Raw genomic sequence first — 20117 nt, forward strand, 5'->3', positions numbered from 1 at the left:
CTTTTGATTGATCAAATATAGCAAGAACGCTACCGCTTATTGGTATACTCTAGCTTATTTTTGAACAAACACCAAGTGGAGCATATGTGGGCTACTGAAGAGCCAACGCTCCAGGGTCCTCTATGTTAAGGCCTGAGACTACGGCCGTTCCCGCCTTTGTCATCTTAACGACAGCCCCGTGCTGAGAATGCTCTCCCACACGCAGCAGTCCAAGATGAACCATCATCGTCATGATCCTCTTCTCCAATATGGTGTTGGCATCATCATAATAGTAGGGTTTAATAAATGGAACAAGCACGGCTCTAAGCGATTCAACGGTCACCCACTCTATTGCCAGTGCGTTGATCCAGTGCACGAGAGACAGTAAATTTGTAATGGGACCCTTGTATAGCTTTAACCAGTACCGATAAACTTGCTCCGCTTCGCCAGCTTGTCTGCCACGCAAGCGTTCCTCCCCAGATCCCGTAACCGAAATCACCGTCTGAGTCTCGGTAATATACTTTGCTGAGTAACAATAATCGTAGAGAAACGATATGCGATTCGGGTAATGGTTAAAATGTCTTCCATAACCAAAGCGCCATTCCCCTTTCGCCGGAAGCTCTTCTTGAACACCGACCAGTTCAAGGATCTGCACAACAAACCGTTTGTACATGGAGCCGTCTGCTGTAAGCTGCACCTCATTATGACGGCAATAATGAAGCAAATGTGTGATATCGTCATGAATAAGCATTTGTTCGTCGCGATAAACGGGCGGCTCATCCGTATAAAGCAGCTCCGTTGCAAATCTTCTAGCCAGCGAAGCGCGGAAACGGGCTTTCAGATCAATCGGCACTTGAAACAAGTATCTGCTAGGGCCGCTGAAGCCATTGAACAACCAACCATGATGCTTAAATTTGGCTATCATTTCGCGTGGGGTTAAGGTTGTGTCAACCGCCTCCGCTTTTTTCTTCGTTTTTTTCTTCTTCGGCTGCGGCTCCGGCTCCACTTGGACTTCCGCTTCTCCTCCGAACCTGCTTTGTTGTACCCTAGCAAGCAAATCCTCCAAGCTAAAGGAATTGCGAGCTTCGAACAGCAATGAGTTCAGAAAACGCAGGTCCTCTAACTTCATGCTGCTAATTTGCGCTTCAAAGACATCATTACGACTTACGGTGGAGAGAATCGATTGAATCAAATCGTTTTTGGAATGTCCGTTGCACTCGCAACGGTAAACGTCTGCTATTCTGCTAAGCTGTTGAATATCCGCATAACCAAGCATATCCGATAAATTCATGGCACTCTCTCCTTTCCGCAGTTCCCGCTCCATGCTGTTAGCGGTCCGCCTCGTAAGCTTGCTGTGCAATAGATTAGCGTCTGTTAAAATCATTATGGGGAAAAAAACAATATTTTATAACCTCTTTTGAACGGTTACGCACAAAAAAAGAGCACAGCCTTCAACGATGTGAAGGCCGTGCTCTGTGCTAAGTCCTAAGGGTTCAAATGAATGGTGCAATTGTAAAGCTGCGGATGCCATTTCTCTCCTTGCAGCTCCAATATGGAATACGACAGATTTTGAAGATGCTGGTCATCCAGCTCCGTGCAAAGCTCAGCTAACAATTGTGCAAGAAAGCTTCCATGAGATACAACGAGTAGATTCCGTTGAGGATCATCGTGCTGCCATTGCTTAAGTGCGTTTTTGCCTCGTGTTCTTACGGCTTCATTCGGCTCAACACCCTTAGCAACTTCTCGCCATTCTTTACCCCAACGCTCATGTCTCTCTTGCTCCTTCGTTCCTTCCACTTCACCAAAGTAACGTTCTCTCAACCGGGGATCAGGGTCTAGAAGCGGCAGATTCAGCTTCTCTGCTATAATCTGCGCCGTTGCGTAAGCTCGCTTCAGATCGCTTGAAACGACTGCATCCCAAATCCGCGCTTCCCCGCTTAGTCGATCGGCTAATGCAATGGCTTGCTTTATGCCTTCCTCATTTAAAGGGATATCCGTCTGACCTTGTATTTTACCTTCTGCATTCCAATCCGTCTTCCCATGACGCACTAATCCAATCAGCAAGACTGCATTCAACTCCTTTAATCACTTATAATACAACAAAAGCTCCCTAAGGAGCTTATCGGTTTGCGTGGTATTAGTTTCTCGTTCTCGAAAGCCAATTTAAAATAAGCAGTGTCATAATCATCCCTAGCAAGGATAAAGCCACATAATATTGTGGGAAAGCTGGCATTACCTTCAGAACAAAAGGATCACTAATGCTAGCAACAGGCACCTCTGCGTAAAAACCTGCGGTGATCATGCCGTCACCAGATGCATTGGCAGTATCCATTAACCCGCTAAGCTCTGCAATTTCAGCTTGAGAGGCCCCTCCGGGATTATCAAATACAAATACTATAAGGGCACATGCAAACATGGCCATGCAAGCTGCAACGATTAACGCTATATTCCGGCGAAACGATTTGGAGAACTGGTAGCTCTTGTGCGGAACGGGCATCAACCAGGATTGTTCGGCATAAATGCGATCCATGACATTCCTGTTCATATGCTCAGTAAGTTCTAAATGATCGTCATCCTCCGATAGAAAACGAATCATATCCTCGCTCTCTTCCCAGATTCGAAATTGTTCTGCGCAAGACTTGCACTCCAGCAGATGTGCGTCTATGGCTATCCGTTCCCCATCATGCTCCGATAAATCCCAATATTCGCCGAATTTGTCTTGCGCATCGTTGCACTTCATCTCGTATTCATCCCTTCGAATTCTTCCATCAACGGCGTTTGTCCGAAATATGGCTCCAACTGCGTCTTAACGCTCGCTCTTGCCCGGAAAAGCAGTGACTTCACAGAACTTACCGTCTGCCCCAATATGTTAGCGATTTCCTGATAATCCAGCTGCTCGTATTCCCGAAGAATAAGCGCTGAACGTTGTTTCTCTGGCAAGTTATTTATCGCTTCACGGACCATTGCCATTCTTTCATTCCGCAGCACATGCTGCTCCGGTACCGCATCCAGCGCGGCAACGGGCTCGAAACCGGATTCGTCGAGTGAAACATGCGCAGACTTCTGCTTGCGAAGCTCGCTTAGCACCGTATTGCGTGCAATCGTATACAGCCACGTCGAAAAAGAAGCATCCAGTTCCCGAAAAGAATGAAGGCTGCGGTATGCTTTATAAAAAGTTTCGGAGCATAAATCCTCGGCTAACAGCTCCAGCTTTGCACTCTTCAGCATATGATAGATAAAAGCTAATATTTTACGTTGATAGCGCCGCATTAGCTCGGAGTAGAGCTCGACATTGCCATCCTTGATCTCACGTATTAATTGGGAATCAGTCATGACAGGCGAACCTCCTCCACCTGCGGATTATTCCCGGACCGCCATACAGTATTGTACCGGCCGGGGAACGAAAAGTTGCGGTCTTTATCATAAAAAATTCTATAAATACGAGTATACATATTATTCGAGTTGCAAGGGCAAAATCCTGCCTCATTCGACAAAAGGATAAAATACAATATTTTTACAAATGAGTGGCTTTAAAAACGTAAAAAACCAGTCTTCTAAAAAACTGGTTTCCCTATGTATATCACATCAAATCATATAAATCGCTTTCAAGAGACGATTGTGTTCTTCACTCTTCCTAGAGGAAAACAGCATCTGACATCCTGCTCTACGATATAATAACGAATACTGGGCGTTTTGGCAATGTCGAAAACAGGTTTATTCTTTTAGATGGTTCAAATGGGCTGCACAATAAAGCCGGAAATGACTTTTTGCGCAGCCCATATATTCAACTTTTATGATATAAAACACTTAGCATCGCTTTATAACTATCCAAGTTTGCTTTAAGCTTCTTAAAACATGCTAGCCTTGTTCGTATCCGGGCACCAGCGGGCCGTCCGATAATAGCGAAGCAAGACATCTACAGCCTCTTTCGTGCGCAGATAGGTGAGTGCTTCGAACGCATAGGCGCGTACATAACGATCCCCGCTATCAAGCGCCCCGCTTAAAGCCGAAATCACCACATCAGCATCACCATACTTGCCTACCCGGAGCAAAGATAATGCCGCCCCATAGCCGATTTTATTTGTTATATAGCCTTGATCAGGCCATAGGCTGCTGTCTGAGCCTTGTATCTCATTGACTACGGCTTCGGTGAGCGTATTCGCGAGAGCAGCTACAGCTTGGGCCGAAGGCTCCTTAACAAGGCCAATGGCCTCGGCGGCTTGGCGCCGAACCTGATCGCTTTCATCCGCCAGCGCTTTCATCAAGGCGGGCAAGACCAGCTCCCTTGGGCTTCCGATCATACCGAGCGCGAAGCAGGCCCATGAGCGCCGTTCGCGGTCTGTGTGCTCCAATAGACCAATGAGTCCAGGTACGGCTTTAGCGCCTGCTGCTGCGGCCGCATAGACCGCACGGCTCGCTGATAAGCTTGTTCCTTCATGTAAGATCTTAACTAATTCATGAGCTCCACCTTCCCCTGCTCCTGCTAACGTATAAGCAGCATGTAGAGAGGTGTCTTCCGTTTCTGAAGCAACCAAACTCGCTAATTGCGATAGATTGGCTGTATTGCTGTCAGCATCTTCCTTTGTATCCCCTTTCAACCATCCCCAAATATCTTGCCATAGTGGCAAATAGGTATCTGACGCGCCTTCGGGCAGTTTAAAATGTTCCTCTGTATGGTTCCAATCCGGCATCGAAGGGGCATTAAGCCTCGCGAATTGAAATTTCAGCATATACCGGTCCATATTGGACGTATTCAGCGATGCCTTATGCCATAAGTCAAAGTGGACGAGCACCATGGTACCCGCCGGCCCGGTAGGCAGGAGAAATGGTTGATCATCTCCCGGATAGGATTCATTGTACTGAGAGCCCGGCATAATCGTAGTGGGACCGAGCTCCTCAGTGACCGCCTGCGTATAATAAAAGACCATCGCCCACCAAGGGCGGTGGCTGCGCATCGCGCTCCAGTAGCCATCTTTATGCCACTGCCCTCCGCCAGGGTTTTGATTAGCAGGCTGATTATAATGGCAATGGCGGTGTGGATGCAAATAATAGTCCGGTCCAAGAATGCCGGTTAATGCCCCTTTGACGACTGGCGTCTCAAAAAACTTCTGGATATCCGGCACTCTCGGCAAAATATTATTACCCGGATTCCCTTCCTCCATCAGTACATGATGAACCTCTTCCATCACTTTCATATGCAGCTCATTAGGGAGCTCGTTATGGAGTACCAAATACCCCTGTGTAATGAATTGAATGATTTGTTCGTCAGTCAGTAAATGATTATTTGTTTGCATATCATCCGCTCCTTATATAATCTTATAAGTACAGTGTTTACTTTATAAGATTAGCTGGATGATGTATTTAGCAGACCGTCATTTATTTGCACAATAGTAGGATATTTAACATCTTAATTCAGGAGGCATCCACTTGCAGTTCTCATCCTTTCACCCCTATGTCTATTATGCCACCCGGTATCCTTTCGCCAAGGGTCAGTCCAGCTTCCCTAGAATCTGCTATTCAAGCTCTATCTATTTGATTAGCGAAGGCAAGGGGATTCTTGTAACCAACGGTAGAACCTACACCGCAATTCCTGGAACACTCGTTTACATTCCTGCTGGCCAGCACCACGAATGGGTAGCGGATGATGAACGGCCTATGGTTCATATCTGCTGTTACTTTGATTGGCATTATGTAGAAAGAGATGACATATCCGATTGGTCGGCGCCGATCTGCTATCAACAGGATCAACTGCTGGAACACTTCGTGGGACCTGCTTTTCCTTATTTTATCCCAGAGGTAAGCAGGATTGTGAACATGCGTCCTTGGATCGATCATTTTCAGAGCTTTTACAAATCAGGAGAGTACACAAGTGAAAAAACATTTTTAAGGAGTTTATCGACGCAAAGGAATTTTCAAGCCTTTATCGATTATTTTTTGCAGGGCATGCTGAAGGAGGATCATATTCCAGATCCGAGAATTGGCCGCTTGCTTCATGAGATGGAACAAAATATTTTAAGCGGCGCGGACTTTCCGTCTGCCTATTACTATGAGGGCCTCCAGATAAGCCGTGGGCATTTTTTTGAAATTTTCAAGAAAACGACCGGATACTCCCCTGTACAATATATGAACCGATTCCGAATTGGCCGGGCCATGGAGGATCTGCTGCATACCAGCTTAAGCGTCACGGACATTTCCGAGAAATATCATTTTAGCTCCGTCCATTATTTCTCTAGGCTGTTCTCCAAGCAAACGGGCTTGTCTCCCCGGGAGTTTCGATTTTCGGAGCAGTTCAAAAGAAACTATTAGGCTGTCGGTAAAGGCTTCGTTCGTTTGTTTTTGATCCAAGTCATGATAAGCATGAGCAGCGGAATTCCCAACATCAAGATCGGGAAAATATAAGGTACGGCCACCTTGCTGGTGAAAATGACGGATACCTCAATATAATTGCGGGGAATCATCGATAATAGAATACACAGAATCGATATTCCCCAAACGAACGGCCGCCAATTCTTCACACCAAACCACTCGGCAGCACCATAGCTCGCAGCGAATAGGTAAAGGGAAAGCTTAATATAAATACTCATCATCCAAATTGCTGTAATGATTGCATCCAAATTTTCCACAATTCCGCCTAGCGATATAGACCGTACCAGCACCAATAAGGGATACGGCGAACTTTCCGTAACTAAGTAACCAAACATCATAATCACCGCCAAAATAGACACTACATAACCAAGGCCGGCCATCATAACGCCAAACACTGCATGACGGACGATAGCCTGCTCCTTAACGAAAGCGATCGTCATCATGAGCACGATACAATCTCCAAGGAAAGGTGCGGAGGGCAAAGTGCCCATTGAAATATCGAGCCAACTAATATCCCCAAATACTGGCTCCAAACGATAGAAGTGCAGCCGATTAGCCGCCAGCATAATAGGGATTAGGATGCCCGCCAAAATAATTGGTCCAAGCACTTCACTTAAGCGACCGATAACCGTGATTCCTTGCAGCGCAGGATATAACACAGCCAATGACATAATAATCAGGATGCTGGTGATTGGGGTTTCCGGCAAAATTGTACCAATAATGAACGCTGTGAATTGCCGAAGGATCGCTGAATAAACGCTAATCCAGTAGAGAAGGTAAAGTAGGCTTACAGCGCTTCCTACCCATTTGCCGAATAAACTTCGGGTATATTTAATCATCGTCTGACCTGGATAATAGGTACTTACTTTAGCGCAAAAATAAGCCATACTTATTCCTATGCCCATGACGAGAATTGACGATATCCATGCGCTCTGCTTCGCTACTTGCACAGTGGCCGACGAGGTTAGTAGAACTAGCATCACGATTTGCATACTTCCGATCATCCAAAAAAGCTGCCGATTGGACAGTGTCATCTGCTCCATGCCTGTTCAGCTCCTTTCTCCCTTATTTACTCTCACGTTGATGTTAGAAATACCAGGATTTCTAATAATCGTATTGACTTCTACCTTAACATCCAGCTTCTTGTAAATAGCTTCCCAGCGCGTCCGATTTTCTTTCCATATGCGCGGGTATTTCTTATGAAAAGCGTGCGCCAAATCCAACGGGTCTGCATGATATTGTGTTTGCAAGCGATTTATCGCGTTCGCAATTTTATGCTCAATTAACTGGTTAAACGGCTTTTCTATCTTCTTCAAATAATCATGCTCATCCATCAAGTTTAGGTTCGTAGCATTATCGGCTACGTCTGCATTAATTTTCAACTTTAAGGTAATGCTCCACTTGCCCTTGTCAATGACAGGAATGATTTTTGTACTGCTTCGCTTGAGTTTGATGGTTATTTTTTTATTCGGATCTTCAAGCGCGATCGCTACGTTGCGTTCGATCTTCATATTTTGAAACCACTGAAGCCCCTCAGTTATCTCTTCATCTAGAAAAGCAATTGCTTTTCTTTCTTTGATAAGCGCATCGCCTTCAACAATTAGTATGCTCTTCGCTTTGCCGCCTGATATTAACGCGGACGTCTTTGCAATGGGCAACGTAAAGGATTCGGAATCCGTACCAATCAATTCTGCAACGCTAATAATTGAGGAGGCCTCCAGAGATCTCTTCTGCCCTAGTTTGATTAATGTCTCGTAGGAATTCGGATCACTAAGTGACAATAACAGCTTCTTTGCCGTTTTACGGCACAAATAAATATTCGCTTGCTCGCGCGGCTCAATATCTCGGAATAAAAAATCAAGCTGCTTCTCCATGCCATCCTTGGCTAAAGCTTCGCCAAAAATATAGGCCTTGGCATGTCCCCAGAAAAAAGTGCGGGGGAGCTCCTTTTGCAGAACCGTTAAAGCATCCGGCAGGGTTTCCCCGATTCGTGACAAGGTATAGACACGCCCTTCTCCATCCCCACTCGCCCCTCCGCTGCCGCCTGCTGATGGATTGGGAATAAACACTTGTACAGTCAGTTCAATGAGCTGGTCTTGCGCTTTGTCAATGCCTACAGCCATAATCAGAGCCATATCATTAACCTCTATCCGATCCCAACAACCTGGCAGCAGACATAATATCAAACAAATGCTAGCAGCTTTCCTTATGCCAGTAATCATGCTTGGCACCACCCTTTTGAGCTATCATTTCCGAACTCTAGCGTAGACCGATTTTCGCCTTTTATTTTTCCCCGAATAGGTTCCTGGTCGAAGCTTGATGAACTTAAGAGGAGCTCTGATCAACGTATCCAAAAACTCAATCGGCCGTAAGGGTGCAAATGGCGAAAGATAAGGGATGCCGAAAGAGTTGAGCGTACACAAATGCGTAATAATCAGGAGTAGCGATAGCATGAGCCCGAACAAGCCAAACATTCCTGACATGATCATAATGGGGAAGCGAAGCAGCCTAAGCGTTATGCTTGCTGGATATTGCGGCATCATAAACGAAGAAATGCCTGTAATCGCCACAACCATGACCATAGGCGCCGATACGAGTCCAGCCTGAATTGCCGCTTGGCCAATGACGAGTGCGCCAACAATGCTTACAGCAGATCCCACCTGCTTGGGCAGACGTATGCCCGCCTCGCGTAGTGCTTCAAAAATAACCTCCATCATCAAAGCTTCAAGCAGGGCCGGAAAAGGAATTTCCTCTCTGGACTGAGCAACGCGGAGAAGCAAGGTCGTAGGCACCATCTCCTGATGAAAGGTTAAGATCGCAACGTAAACCGACGGGGCGAGCAGCGCGATGAAAAAAAATAAATAGCGAAGCCAACGAATGGTTGTTCCAATCCAAAACCGTTGATAATAGTCTTCCGGCGACTGCATTAAAGTTGCCAGTGTGGTTGGAGCAATAAGCGCAATAGGTGTGTTCTCTGTCAAAATAACGATACGTCCCTCGAGCAAACCCGCTACCGCCACATCTGGTCTTTCGGTCGCTTGAATTTGAGGGAAAGGAGAAAAGGTTGAATCCTCGATCGCTTCCTCGATCATTGCACTCTCCAAAATGCCATCCAGATCAACGGCAGCAAGCCGCTCACTTATCGACTGTATAATATCCTCTCTTGCAATACCGTCGACGTATACCATATTAATCATCGTCTTTGAGTATCGGCCTAGCTCAAACGTAATGGTTTTCATCGCCTGGGTGCGCAGCCTTCGTCTAAGCAATGACATATTCGTTGTTATATTCTCAGTAAAGCCCTCACGCGGCCCCCGAACAACCGATTCGGATTGCGGCTCTTCTAAAGCTCTAACCTCGAATTTGGTTAAATCGATCGACAGCGCGGATTCCACACCATCGACAAAGAGAAGCGTTCTGCCCATGACAATCGAGCTAACAACCTCTCCGTAACATTTCAACATTTTTTTGTTGCTTACTGAAAGGCGGGCAAAACTATCGTTAGTAAACGTAGGGTCCTCAATAAGAGCAAGCTCACGAATGACCTGGGTTTCTAACTGTGTCGTATCCGTTAATCCTTGGAAGTACACCACAATTGCAGCACATCCATTGCCTACGCTAAAGGAATGAATGACCAGATCCGCGCATTGCACAAAAAACTTATTAATGACCTCACTGCTTCGCCCAAGGTCAGCGGAGATTCCTGACTGCTCAAGCCTTCTCAGTTCAGGATCGGTCATAAATTCCGGAATAGGCAAAGCGCTCAACGTCAGGCCTCCTTTTTGATAAGATTGATGGGCATCTATGATTTGCGGTAATGGAATATCGTTAGCGTTCGGAAAAATAAGGATAATTATGCGCCAAATAAGAAGAAACGAAGGCGTCCTTTCTGTAGACGCCTTCGTTTCTGCGAAACGTATAGAGAAAGTATGGCATACTCATATACTTTCCTATACGTCAAAAAACCACTCCTAAGAGTGGTTTCATCTAACTTTCTGCCCTACCGGCAGCGATTATCTTGGAATATAACGATGCTCCTTAAATGTATGAAGAAACGCAACGACAATTTGAGGGTCGAAGTGATATCCACTTTGCCGTTCGATTTCCGCAAGCGCTTCTTCTGAGGTCCAGGCATCTTTATAAGGACGCTCATGGGTTAACGCATCATAGAAATCAGCAATCGCCACAATGCGGGATTCAATTGGAATTTCCTCGCCGCTTAGACCTAACGGGTAACCCGTACCGTCCCATTTCTCATGATGCGAATGCGCGATAATTCCCGCCAGCTTCAATACGGCAAAGGAGCTTCCTTCCAAAATACTTGCCCCAATGACGGTATGCTGCTTCATCGTTTCGAACTCATGCGGCTCAAACCTCCCCGGTTTAAGGAGAATGTCATCGGATATGCCGATCTTTCCGATATCGTGAAGAGGCGCAGCCTTTCGAATCAGATTGACCTCCGCTTCCGGTAGCCCCAAGCCGCTCGCAATTAAGCCTGACAGATACCCTACACGTTGAGTATGGCTACCTGTCTTGTCATCCCTATACTCAGACGCCCGTCCAAGCAGCTGTAAAATTTCTAGCTTGGCTTGCTCTAATTCTTCTGTCCGTTTGCGAACTCTTTCCTCGAGAGTGATATTATGCTGCTGAAGCTGCAGATGAAGCTGCCGGGTTTTTAACAAATTATTGATACGGAGAATAACTTCGTTCCGGTCATAGGGTTTGGTTAAAAAATCATTGGCACCAGCTTGCAGCCCCTCTTGCTTTGCCTCAGGTGTTATATCTGCGCTAAGCATAAGGACTGGCAAATAGCTGTTCAAATCTACCATTGCGCGAATTAGCTTTAATGATTCAATGCCGTTCATTCCCGGCATATGCAGATCAAGAAGAATAATATCCGGATCTACCTCGGTAATGAGGCGTTCAATTTGATAAGGATCCATCGTGCTATAGAGATTCTTAAATCCTGCACGACCTAGGATTCTCTCCAGCAGGGTGATATTATGCTCCTGGTCGTCAACAATTAATATTTTGGCAAGTTCCTTAAAAAATTCACCCATTTGCTATTCCCCATTCAACATAATATGCCTGTCCCGAGCGCTGCCGTCATCCGTTGATTTCGCTATGCCAGACCTCTCCAGGTTTACCTGAATCTTATCCAGCAGCCGGGTGATGTCGACCGGCTTCGTATCAAAATCGTCACAACCAGCGCGGTATGCTTCTTCTTCATCTCCTGTCATCGCATGTGCAGTTAACGCAATGATCGGAATAGATTGCAGATCCGACATGCTCTTGAGCAAGCGAGTTGCCGCCCAGCCATCCAATACAGGCAAGCTCATATCCATTAATATAAGATCGGGCTTCTCCTGTACAGCGATGTCGACCCCTTCCTGTCCGTCTACCGCAGTAAGAACATGGAAGCCTTTCCTTACAAGTCGTCTGGAAAGCATGTCCCGGTTCATCTCATTATCCTCTACCAGCAGAATCGTTGGCATATCGAAACCTCCTTCTCTCTAATTGATGAACTTTCTTATTTCCATTAGCAGCGATTGTGGATTAAATGAACCTTTTTGAACTATGTTTTTCACATAACCATTTAATTTATTTCGATCCTCTTCGGTAATCGTTTTGGCGGTCAATACCACGGCCGGGATAGAAAGCCACTCTTCCTTCTTCCGAAGCTCTTCAATGAACTGAAAGCCGTCCATTTCCGGCATCATCAAGTCCAGTAGAATTAACGTCGGCAATTCCTTCTCCAAACAGGATAACGCCAGTTTGCCATTCTGAGCCTGTGTCACTGCGTACCCTTCCCGGTGAAGAAGCTTAGTCATAAGCTCGCTAGTTGGAGCATCGTCTTCAATGACAAGAACAGAGTGCTCCATTCGTTTTGAAACGTACTTATCCATGACTTCTATTAATCGGTCACGCTGCACCGGCTTTGTCAGAAACTCTGAAGCTCCAAGCGAATAACCTAAATGCTGGTCGTTAGTCATGGACCAGATCACCACTGGAATGTCAGCCAACTCCGGATCGTTTTTGAGCGCTGAAAGCACACTCCAGCCATCCATGCTTGGCATCAATATATCCAGACAAATCACTTTAGGCTTCAGCAGCCGTGCGAGCCGCAAGCCTTCTTGACCATTCTCTGCAGCAGCCATCGTCCAGCCTTCCTTAGCCAGATATCGCTCCATCAACTGCCTGTTGGATGCTTCATCATCGATAAGCAAAATACTAATCTGTTCATTTTGTTCTTTGGTATTCGAAATGTAGCTTGACGACGCTTTGCTGACAGGTTCCAGCTCAATAGCCGCGTCTGGTAGCCAGCAAGTGAACGTACTTCCTTCGCCAAATACACTGTCCACATGAATATCACCACTAAGCAGGCTGCAGAAGCGCTGGCTGATGGCTAAGCCGAGACCGGTACCGCCATATTTGCGAGTGGTCGATGAATCGGCTTGTGTAAAGGGTTGAAACAGCTTGTCCAGCTGCTCAGGCGTCATTCCGATGCCAGTATCCCGGACACGGAAGCTATACCCTTTTTGTTGATTGACTGCTTCACGAGTGACTTCCAGCGTAATGATACCTTCCTTCGTAAATTTCCCTGCATTGCTGAGCAAATTAATAAGGATCTGCCTGAGCTTCGTCACATCAGTCGTGATGTTGCCTTCTACGCTTTTTATTTCAAGCCGATTACTGCTCGCTTCTATTAAGGGATTAACGGTTGTAATGACGTCGTTGATAAGTCCGGATAAGCTGATCGACTCCAAATGAATGTCCATTTTCCCCGCTTCGATTTTCGAAATATCCAATATATCATTAATCAGAGAAAGCAGATGGTTTCCCGCTTTGCTTATTTTCCCTAAATCCTCCACAAAAGTAAGCTCGCCTATTTCCTCTGCTTCTTCCTGCAAGATTTCACTGTAGCCGATAATCGCATTCAGCGGTGTTCGAAGCTCATGGCTCATATTGGCCAAAAACTGGCTCTTGATCATATTCGCTTTAATAGCTTCATCATGTGCCTTCTCCAACTGCGCTGTCCTTTCAGCTACCAAATCCTCTAAATTCTCGTTCAATAGAAGGAGTTCCTGGTTGATCGCAAATATTTCAGCCGTTTTCTCTTGAATCTCTGAATCTTGAAAAGACATTCGCTTCGAAATATAAACGCCGAACAGAAATAGGCCAAGCGTAAACAGAGTACCCCCTGCGATAAAATAAGCCAACCATTTCTGATCCAGCACCATACCCGTTGACAATGCCGACTTCGTCCCTAATTCAAAATGGGCAGACATCATGCCCGTATAATGCATACCAACAATTGCCGCTCCCATAATGAGTCCACTACCCATTTTTTTCCACTCGATACCGCCTTCCTTGTCTTGACGGAAGTAAAAAGCGAGCCATAACGACGCCCAAGAAGCTACAAGTGCAATAAGAATGGATAGTGTGAAAAAAATAGGGTTATAGGTAATATCAATTTGCATGGCAGCCATACCGATATAATGCATAGAGGAAATTCCTAACGCAAACAATAAGCCGCCGCGAAGCAATCTCGCCTTCGTTAGCTGCTCGCGACTAACGATAAACAAGGCAATCGCAGAAGCTATAATGGCTACTAGAACCGAAAGCATCACCTTCGTCATATCATACGCGACCGAAATTGGAAGCTTGAACGCTAACATCCCTACAAAATGCATGGACCAGATGCCTGTACCCATTGCCATGGCTCCGAATAATAACCAGAGCCATCGACTCCTGCCTTTGGCTGTTGAAACCCTGCCAGCTAAGTTCAGTGCGGTATACGAGGCGGCAACAGCAACAATATAAGAAAAAATAACAAGTACAACGTCGTGCGAGCCATGAATATGCTCCATGATTACTCCTTCTTTCCATTTCATTTGGATTACGCTGTAAATTGGTCTTTCAAGGTGAGCGACAAATCTTTAAGCTGCCTGATTTCCTGATCCACCTGTTGAGAACTTTTAAATTGCTGATCAGCAATGACCATCAGCTGTCTCATGGAAACAATTCCTTGTTCGATTACGGATGAAATTTGGAGCATTTCGTTAGAGAAGCCTGTCGAATCCTCTTGAATCGTTGTGATCATTTGATTCATGGCGATAATAAACTTCAATAGTTCTTGAATCGTTTGCTTAACCTGTGCAAAGTCCTCTGCGAAAGCCTCTACATAGCTTACGGATTGATGAATGATCTCCAGACCGCCTTCTACTTGGCTGGCTGTTACATCACTTTCCGAACGAATGTCGGACATGAGCGCGCGAATGTCCGCAGCAGTGTCGTTGCTTTGTCCCGCAAGCTTTCGGATTTCTCCAGCAACAACTCCGAATCCCTTCCCGTACTCGCTTGCTCTTGCTGCTTCAATGGAAGCATTTAAAGCAAGCAGCTGTGTTTGGTCTGCAACCACTTGAATTTTCCCAACCATTTCCTCTGCCTTCTGTGATGATTGTTTAAGCGTGAGCATTGTTGTGGCTACGTGATGAATCGAACCAGAAATATGAAGCATATAATTTTTCAAAGATTCCACTTTATCATAATTTTCCAGTATGGACTTCTCTGTGATTATCGCATTCCTCTTCATGGTATCGGCATTCAATAGTACAGTTTGAATAGCAATCCTAATATTATGAAGCTTGTCATCCATCTGCTCTAATGATAACGATTGATCGCCAAGTCCCCCAGTCACTTCTTCAAATGCATAGCCCATTTCCTTGTTGCTTTGCACATTCTGAACTGATGTTCCGGAGACAACAGAAGAGGTATGGATTATTTGCTCCGTTAAGGATTGCACATGCTCTAACACAGCCAATAATTTGTCTTCTTTACTTTGCTTCTCGGCTTCAAGTTGTTTCGTAATCATGAGTTTAGATCTAATTTGCCAACTTGTGGCGATAGCGGTAATCAACAGAAACGCCGCGTGAATGGTGACCATCAGGAATGAATAGCTCTCTGTTCCAAAAACCAATTGCGGAGAAAATAAGTAGCCCCCTACATGCTGAACAGCAAACAAAATCGTCATCATTGCGATTAAACCTATTTTTTCATAATAAGCAACCGCAGCGATGACCATAAAGATCGAAAAATGAAATTCTACGCTTCCGCCACTGCCGCTAATCATGGAAAAGCTGCAAAACGTCAGCGTGAGCGTATTCAGCCACGGTATATAAGCATGACTATTGTTTTTGAAAAAATAGGTTATTGTTAGGCTCAAACTTAATAAAGGCAGTACAAAAAAACTGATCTGCCCCCATAAGATCAGACTGTTCATTTCATATCCTTGGCCATGCATGCCTGTAGAGTGCTGAAACGGATTCTTTGTCTTTGTTATGATGAAAATGAACGCGTTAAGTAACATGGCTGCAATCGAAAACCACAGCATCAATCTATTTTTCTTGTCTAGCATGATCAGGCATTCATCCTTCCAACCTCATTTAATATCCAAACGATTATATAATAGAGGTTTGAAACATTTTTGAAACCTAACAAGAAGAAACGAATAATGTCTTATATTTTGACAAAAAAACGTCCCCAACAGCATGGGAGGATAAACCAACCTGCTGGGGACGTCAATGAGATCTGCTATTAATGTCGTTTCCACTCATCATACCACTGCCTAACCTGTGCGCTCGGTTCGCAATCCATATTTTTGAAAAGCATCGTCTGCAATAACTCATATTGCCTTTCCACCGAGAAGCGGTCCGAAAGCTGGTCATAGATTCGCATCAGCTCAAAGTAGCTGTTCTCATGCGTTGGCAAAATTGATTGTAGCCTGATGTAATGGACAATGGCTTCCTTCAGTTTGAAGCTAGTCAAATAGTATTCTCCGAGTTTCACACTTTGCTCCAACCACAGACGCTGCAGCCGCTGTCTCTCCCACTCCGACCAAATATAGCCATAATCCTCAAGATAACCGCCTATGTAAGTCTCGAAAAGCTTATTATGCTGATTTACGTTGAACTCTGTAATAACGCCTGCTGCTTTGAGCCCTTGCTCCCAGAGCTCAACTTCCAGCTCAATCTCACCAATTTCAAGTCGGTAGCCTTCATCCACGTTAACAATTTGAATATCAATCCCTTCATCGCGGATCATTTTACGAATCTGGTAGGCTGCTGTATATAATTGGGTCATCGCTTTTTTCGAGTCGATGTCCGGCCACATCTCTTCGAGCAGCATTTCCTTGCGGACCGCTTTGCCTCTCTGCTGGAAAAGAAACAAAAATAACTCCTGTGCTTTAAACGTTTTCCATTTTAATGAATAGGGCTTATGGCCTCCACGCTCGAATTTCAGTGTGCCGAAGCACAACATTTTCGTTTTGTGAGCAGGAGTTGAGATTAGCGCATGTTCTTGCTTAGCTTTCAACAACCGCCCCACCGTTTTGGCAATTCGTTCCCTACGTATGGGTTTTAACACATAATCCATCGCATTCAGCTCGAATGCTTCAATCGCATATTCCTCATAAACCGTTACAAAAACAATGAACATGTCAGGGAATTCCTGTATAATCAGCTCAGCTAATGCCGTTCCTCTCATACCTGGCATTTCAATATCAAGAAAAACAGCATCCGGACGCTCTAGACAAATCTGCTCCCAAGCCAGAAAAGGATCACGATATTTTCCAATAATTTCGAGCTCTTCGATTCGCTCGAGCTCATCTGACATATGATGAAGAGCTAGAGGCTCATCATCGACTATAATGGTCCTCATGTATCCTCATCCTCTCTAGCGGCAAACGAATGTAAACCTCTGTGCCTTCTTCTGGCCAGCTCAAAATAGTCAGCCCCGATCCGAACCACTGCTTCAGCCGCAGATCCGTATTGGCTATGCCGATCCCACCAGATAAAGGTTTGGTAAGAACGTTCTCCAACACCTCAGCAGACATCCCCACTCCGTTATCTTTGATCAAAATACAAATATGATTCTCCTCACGGTGGATTCTGACAAGCAGGTGACCACCCTGAGTTCTGGCCATGATGCCATGTCTTACTGCATTTTCTACCAACGGTTGAAGCGTGAGCGGCGGAAGCTTGAATCCTCGTTCAGATACATCGAGCTCATAGGTCAACCAGTCATCATAACGGACCTTTTCAATGTGCAAATAAGATTCAATCAGCTTTAGCTCCCTTTCAATGGGTACTAACGGCTCCAAACTATCGAATCGAAAACTTTCACGCAAATATTGTCCCAGCTCAGATAACAAAGCCATCATTTGTCCGGTGTCTCTCTTGCTTAGTGCAGCAATCGAATTTAATGTATTAAAGAGAAAATGGGGTTTAATTTGCGCTTGCAAAAAAGCCATTTCCATCCGAATTCTCTTTTGTACGGCATGTTTGAGCTGAAGCAGCGTTTGAACTCGGACTCGCAGCTCCGATGCTTCGACTGGCTTTTCAATAAAATCATTAACGCCTGAATGATGAGAAAGGAGTCCGTAATTCAAATACCCTGTTGAGGTCATCAACAAAATAGGCAGTTCCAGCGCTGAATATAAAGTGCGGAAATGACGACTCAATTCCAAACCCGACTCATCGGGGAGTAATTGGTCAATAATGACTAAATCAACTTCTGGGAGCACACTCATCTGTTGACGGGCATCCTTGCTGCTTGCAGCAAAATAGGTCTGGTAATGATCCAGCATGAGTACGGATCCCATCACCCCACAGTTTAATTGGTCATTATCAACGATTAAAATCGTCGCTTTTTCTGTATTCTTAGTTTCATCCCACATGATCTTCGTGTCGTGGTTGGCTTGTTCAGTGAAACTCTCTACTTGTCGATCGCTAGCTTGGCGCGTTGCAAGCGGAAAAGAAAGACGCAGTTCCAGCAGGTTATCCGCTGCTCCATTCAGATGCAATTTTGCATTCTGCTGCGTTAACAAGGCACGAATTAGCACCGAACTTGGATGGGGGCTATGAGGCTTTGACTCCTTACCTATGGGCTCATTCCAAATTTCCAAATACGACTCCACTTGCTCTATTGAAAGCTCATGAGTGATGATCTTCATCTCAATCACAAGCATTTGGTCCTGCTCTGTACCTCGAAAAATAATTTTCCCTTGAGAGGTTAGTCCCGAAAATTCTCTAAACAAACCTACCATGACTTGAGAGAAGCGCTGGGAATCGGCCCAGATCGGAGGCAACTGCGCCGAGATATGATTAGTTATTTTCCAATCCCCTGCAAAGGCAGGCGAGTACATATCGATGACCAAATCAAGCGCAATTCTTGCATTGATTTGCCGAAGTCTGAGCGGAATCTGCTCTTCATTCAATCTCGTAAAATCCATCATATCCTGTACCAGCATCTCGGTTGACCATCCGACAGACGCCATTTGCTGCAAGTCCTTTTCCTGACTGGCGGATAGCTGGTCGTTGGCGTTCAATCTGGCATAAATTAAGTTCATGATGGTTTGCAAGGGCCCTTTGATTTGAGTCGATAGATTGACGATAAAATTATTTTTCAGAACATCCATCCGCTTTAAATCGTCTCTCAGTGCCTTCATTTTATGAAAGGATCTGAAAAACTGCACAAACAGCAAACAAGAGATCGAAACGAGAAAAGCGATAATTTGAATAAAGTACCAAACAGTAAGCTTCATGAAACCCATTTGAAGCAGAGCGCTTAGGAATGCAATCGCTGAAAATAAACAAATCGCCAAAAACTCATATATAAACTCTGCTTTGCCATTCTTTGTGCCCCTAATCATAATAGTAAGAATATACAAATTTATTCCAATTACAAACACAGACACCACTGGCAAAAAGCCGGTAAAAAGAGCTGGGGGTAAAAGGACCGTAAGCCCGATCGCAAAAAGAACTGCACCAGGCAGCACCCGCACCGCCCAAATCTTCACTTGTTCCTCAAACCGAATACGGACAAATAGGAACAAGCAATATAAAACGCACAGTGCGTTAATCCATTGCAATTTAACGATAGTGCTGTAGGAAATCGTTGGCCATACCGATAGCAACCAGCGGGAGCCTTGATTCGCTGTAGAGAGGGCCGTGAAGATAAACAAAAAAACAAGGTAAACCCATCCATTGCGACGCATTTGAAATTGCACCAAAGCAAAGTAAAAGGCCAGCAACAGGAAGACCACTATCATTCCAAATTCAAACGCTGCCTGATTTATATGTTCGCGAATAATGAGCTTCTGCGGGCCCATGCTAATCGGAAATACTATCCCGCCGCTGCCGGACATGTCATAGTTGGCAACTTGTATGACGACGTCAATCGTACTGCTGTCAATCTCCTTAAAAGCAATATACGGCTCAACGCCGCCAGCGTACTCGGATGCCTGGCTGCCCACTTCTCCACTTCCTCCAAGCTGTTCTCCATTGATGAACAAACGATGTGAGGTTCGAATCAGTGGTACACGGAAACCAATCTGCCCCGCTTCCTTGCCCAAAGCAATGTGAAGCCGATAAGTACCATATCCCTTGGCATCGTTCCGCTTCTTACCCGTAAATCCGCTCTTCCAATTGCCCGGCACTGAAATGGATGAATAACTAGAAGCTTCCTCAAAATCCTCTGTCGATTCCAAAAATTGCTCAGGGTAAAATAGCCATTCTCCATCCAGATCCAAAACGGACTCTCCGCTCTTCTCCCAGCCGCTCAAATCTAACATGCCCGACTCTGCCTTTGGAGAATGACGCTGATTGAGCATCTTCGCGCTTAGTAAACAAAATACAAGAAAGATTAAAATAATGATTAAACTTGCATATTTTTTCAACTGAATATTTTCATTCATTTCGGGGGCTTTTCCT

15 protein-coding genes are annotated in these 20117 nt (G+C 45.2%); 1 reads left to right on the forward strand and 14 read right to left on the reverse strand.

What is annotated here, in order from left to right:
* Positions 1 to 91 precede the first annotated feature (91 nt).
* From E0496_RS10390 to E0496_RS10410, 5 genes are all read right to left on the reverse strand, one after another.
* Positions 92 to 1270 carry a hypothetical protein gene (locus E0496_RS10390; protein ID WP_141501486.1) on the reverse strand — a complete coding sequence of 393 codons (1179 nt, stop codon included), beginning with the start codon at positions 1268 to 1270 and terminating at the stop codon, positions 92 to 94.
* A gap of 194 nt (positions 1271 to 1464) precedes the next feature.
* Positions 1465 to 2043, reverse strand: a complete 579-nt coding sequence (locus E0496_RS10395) for a histidine phosphatase family protein (protein ID WP_141501487.1) — start codon at positions 2041 to 2043, stop codon at positions 1465 to 1467.
* Positions 2044 to 2116: 73 nt separating this feature from the next.
* Positions 2117 to 2719, reverse strand: coding sequence for an anti-sigma factor family protein (locus tag E0496_RS10400; RefSeq protein ID WP_139999550.1), 603 nt, complete (start codon positions 2717 to 2719; stop codon positions 2117 to 2119).
* Positions 2716 to 3312 carry an RNA polymerase sigma factor gene (locus E0496_RS10405; protein WP_139999552.1) on the reverse strand — a complete coding sequence of 199 codons (597 nt, stop codon included), beginning with the start codon at positions 3310 to 3312 and terminating at the stop codon, positions 2716 to 2718. The genes E0496_RS10400 and E0496_RS10405 overlap by 4 nt, the downstream gene beginning before the upstream one ends.
* 515 nt (positions 3313 to 3827) lie before the next feature.
* Entirely contained in the window at positions 3828 to 5273 is a 1446-nt protein-coding gene (locus E0496_RS10410) for a HEAT repeat domain-containing protein (protein ID WP_141501488.1), read from the reverse strand.
* Positions 5274 to 5406: 133 nt separating this feature from the next.
* Here E0496_RS10410 and E0496_RS10415 point away from each other — a divergent pair, with 133 nt between their 5' ends.
* Positions 5407 to 6285, forward strand: a complete 879-nt coding sequence (locus tag E0496_RS10415) for an AraC family transcriptional regulator (protein ID WP_141501489.1) — start codon at positions 5407 to 5409, stop codon at positions 6283 to 6285.
* Here E0496_RS10415 and E0496_RS10420 read toward each other — a convergent pair.
* From E0496_RS10420 to E0496_RS10460, 9 genes are all read right to left on the reverse strand, one after another.
* Entirely contained in the window at positions 6282 to 7388 is a 1107-nt protein-coding gene (locus tag E0496_RS10420; protein ID WP_141501490.1) for a GerAB/ArcD/ProY family transporter, read from the reverse strand. The two genes, E0496_RS10415 and E0496_RS10420, sit on opposite strands and share 4 nt — an antisense overlap.
* 6 nt (positions 7389 to 7394) lie before the next feature.
* Complete coding sequence (locus E0496_RS10425) at positions 7395 to 8567, reverse strand: Ger(x)C family spore germination protein (protein WP_141501491.1); 1173 nt, start codon at positions 8565 to 8567, stop codon at positions 7395 to 7397.
* Positions 8568 to 8591: 24 nt separating this feature from the next.
* Entirely contained in the window at positions 8592 to 10112 is a 1521-nt protein-coding gene (locus E0496_RS10430; RefSeq protein ID WP_241674675.1) for a spore germination protein, read from the reverse strand.
* A 246-nt stretch (positions 10113 to 10358) separates the two neighbouring features.
* A complete protein-coding gene (locus E0496_RS10435) occupies positions 10359 to 11405 on the reverse strand; it encodes an HD domain-containing phosphohydrolase (protein ID WP_141501492.1) in 1047 nt (348 codons plus the stop codon).
* Positions 11406 to 11408: 3 nt separating this feature from the next.
* Entirely contained in the window at positions 11409 to 11840 is a 432-nt protein-coding gene (locus tag E0496_RS10440) for a response regulator (protein WP_141501493.1), read from the reverse strand.
* 18 nt (positions 11841 to 11858) lie between these two features.
* Positions 11859 to 14216: an MHYT domain-containing protein gene (locus E0496_RS10445; protein ID WP_161601363.1), complete on the reverse strand. Its 2358-nt coding sequence runs from the start codon at positions 14214 to 14216 to the stop codon at positions 11859 to 11861.
* Between the two features lie 29 nt (positions 14217 to 14245).
* Complete coding sequence (locus tag E0496_RS10450; RefSeq protein ID WP_141501495.1) at positions 14246 to 15763, reverse strand: methyl-accepting chemotaxis protein; 1518 nt, start codon at positions 15761 to 15763, stop codon at positions 14246 to 14248.
* A gap of 179 nt (positions 15764 to 15942) precedes the next feature.
* Complete coding sequence (locus tag E0496_RS10455; protein WP_141501496.1) at positions 15943 to 17064, reverse strand: response regulator; 1122 nt, start codon at positions 17062 to 17064, stop codon at positions 15943 to 15945.
* Positions 17042 to 20101: a hybrid sensor histidine kinase/response regulator gene (locus E0496_RS10460; RefSeq protein WP_141501497.1), complete on the reverse strand. Its 3060-nt coding sequence runs from the start codon at positions 20099 to 20101 to the stop codon at positions 17042 to 17044. Before E0496_RS10460 ends, E0496_RS10455 begins: the two co-directional genes overlap by 23 nt.
* Between the last annotated feature and the right edge of the window lie 16 nt (positions 20102 to 20117).

It is taken from the genome of Paenibacillus luteus (assembly GCF_006542765.1).
Classification (GTDB): Bacteria; Bacillota; Bacilli; order Paenibacillales; family Paenibacillaceae; genus Pristimantibacillus; species Pristimantibacillus luteus.

Coding starts and splice junctions, on each gene's coding strand:
- E0496_RS10390 (WP_141501486.1), bottom strand. CDS start 1,270: ATGAATTTATCGGATATGCTTGGTTATGCGGATATTCAACAGCTTAGC.
- E0496_RS10400 (WP_139999550.1), bottom strand. CDS start 2,719: ATGAAGTGCAACGATGCGCAAGACAAATTCGGCGAATATTGGGATTTA.
- E0496_RS10405 (WP_139999552.1), bottom strand. CDS start 3,312: ATGACTGATTCCCAATTAATACGTGAGATCAAGGATGGCAATGTCGAG.
- E0496_RS10410 (WP_141501488.1), bottom strand. CDS start 5,273: ATGCAAACAAATAATCATTTACTGACTGACGAACAAATCATTCAATTC.
- E0496_RS10420 (WP_141501490.1), bottom strand. CDS start 7,388: ATGGAGCAGATGACACTGTCCAATCGGCAGCTTTTTTGGATGATCGGA.
- E0496_RS10425 (WP_141501491.1), bottom strand. CDS start 8,567: ATGATTACTGGCATAAGGAAAGCTGCTAGCATTTGTTTGATATTATGT.
- E0496_RS10435 (WP_141501492.1), bottom strand. CDS start 11,405: ATGGGTGAATTTTTTAAGGAACTTGCCAAAATATTAATTGTTGACGAC.
- E0496_RS10440 (WP_141501493.1), bottom strand. CDS start 11,840: ATGCCAACGATTCTGCTGGTAGAGGATAATGAGATGAACCGGGACATG.
- E0496_RS10445 (WP_161601363.1), bottom strand. CDS start 14,216: ATGGAGCATATTCATGGCTCGCACGACGTTGTACTTGTTATTTTTTCT.
- E0496_RS10450 (WP_141501495.1), bottom strand. CDS start 15,763: ATGCTAGACAAGAAAAATAGATTGATGCTGTGGTTTTCGATTGCAGCC.
- E0496_RS10455 (WP_141501496.1), bottom strand. CDS start 17,064: ATGAGGACCATTATAGTCGATGATGAGCCTCTAGCTCTTCATCATATG.
- E0496_RS10460 (WP_141501497.1), bottom strand. CDS start 20,101: ATGAATGAAAATATTCAGTTGAAAAAATATGCAAGTTTAATCATTATT.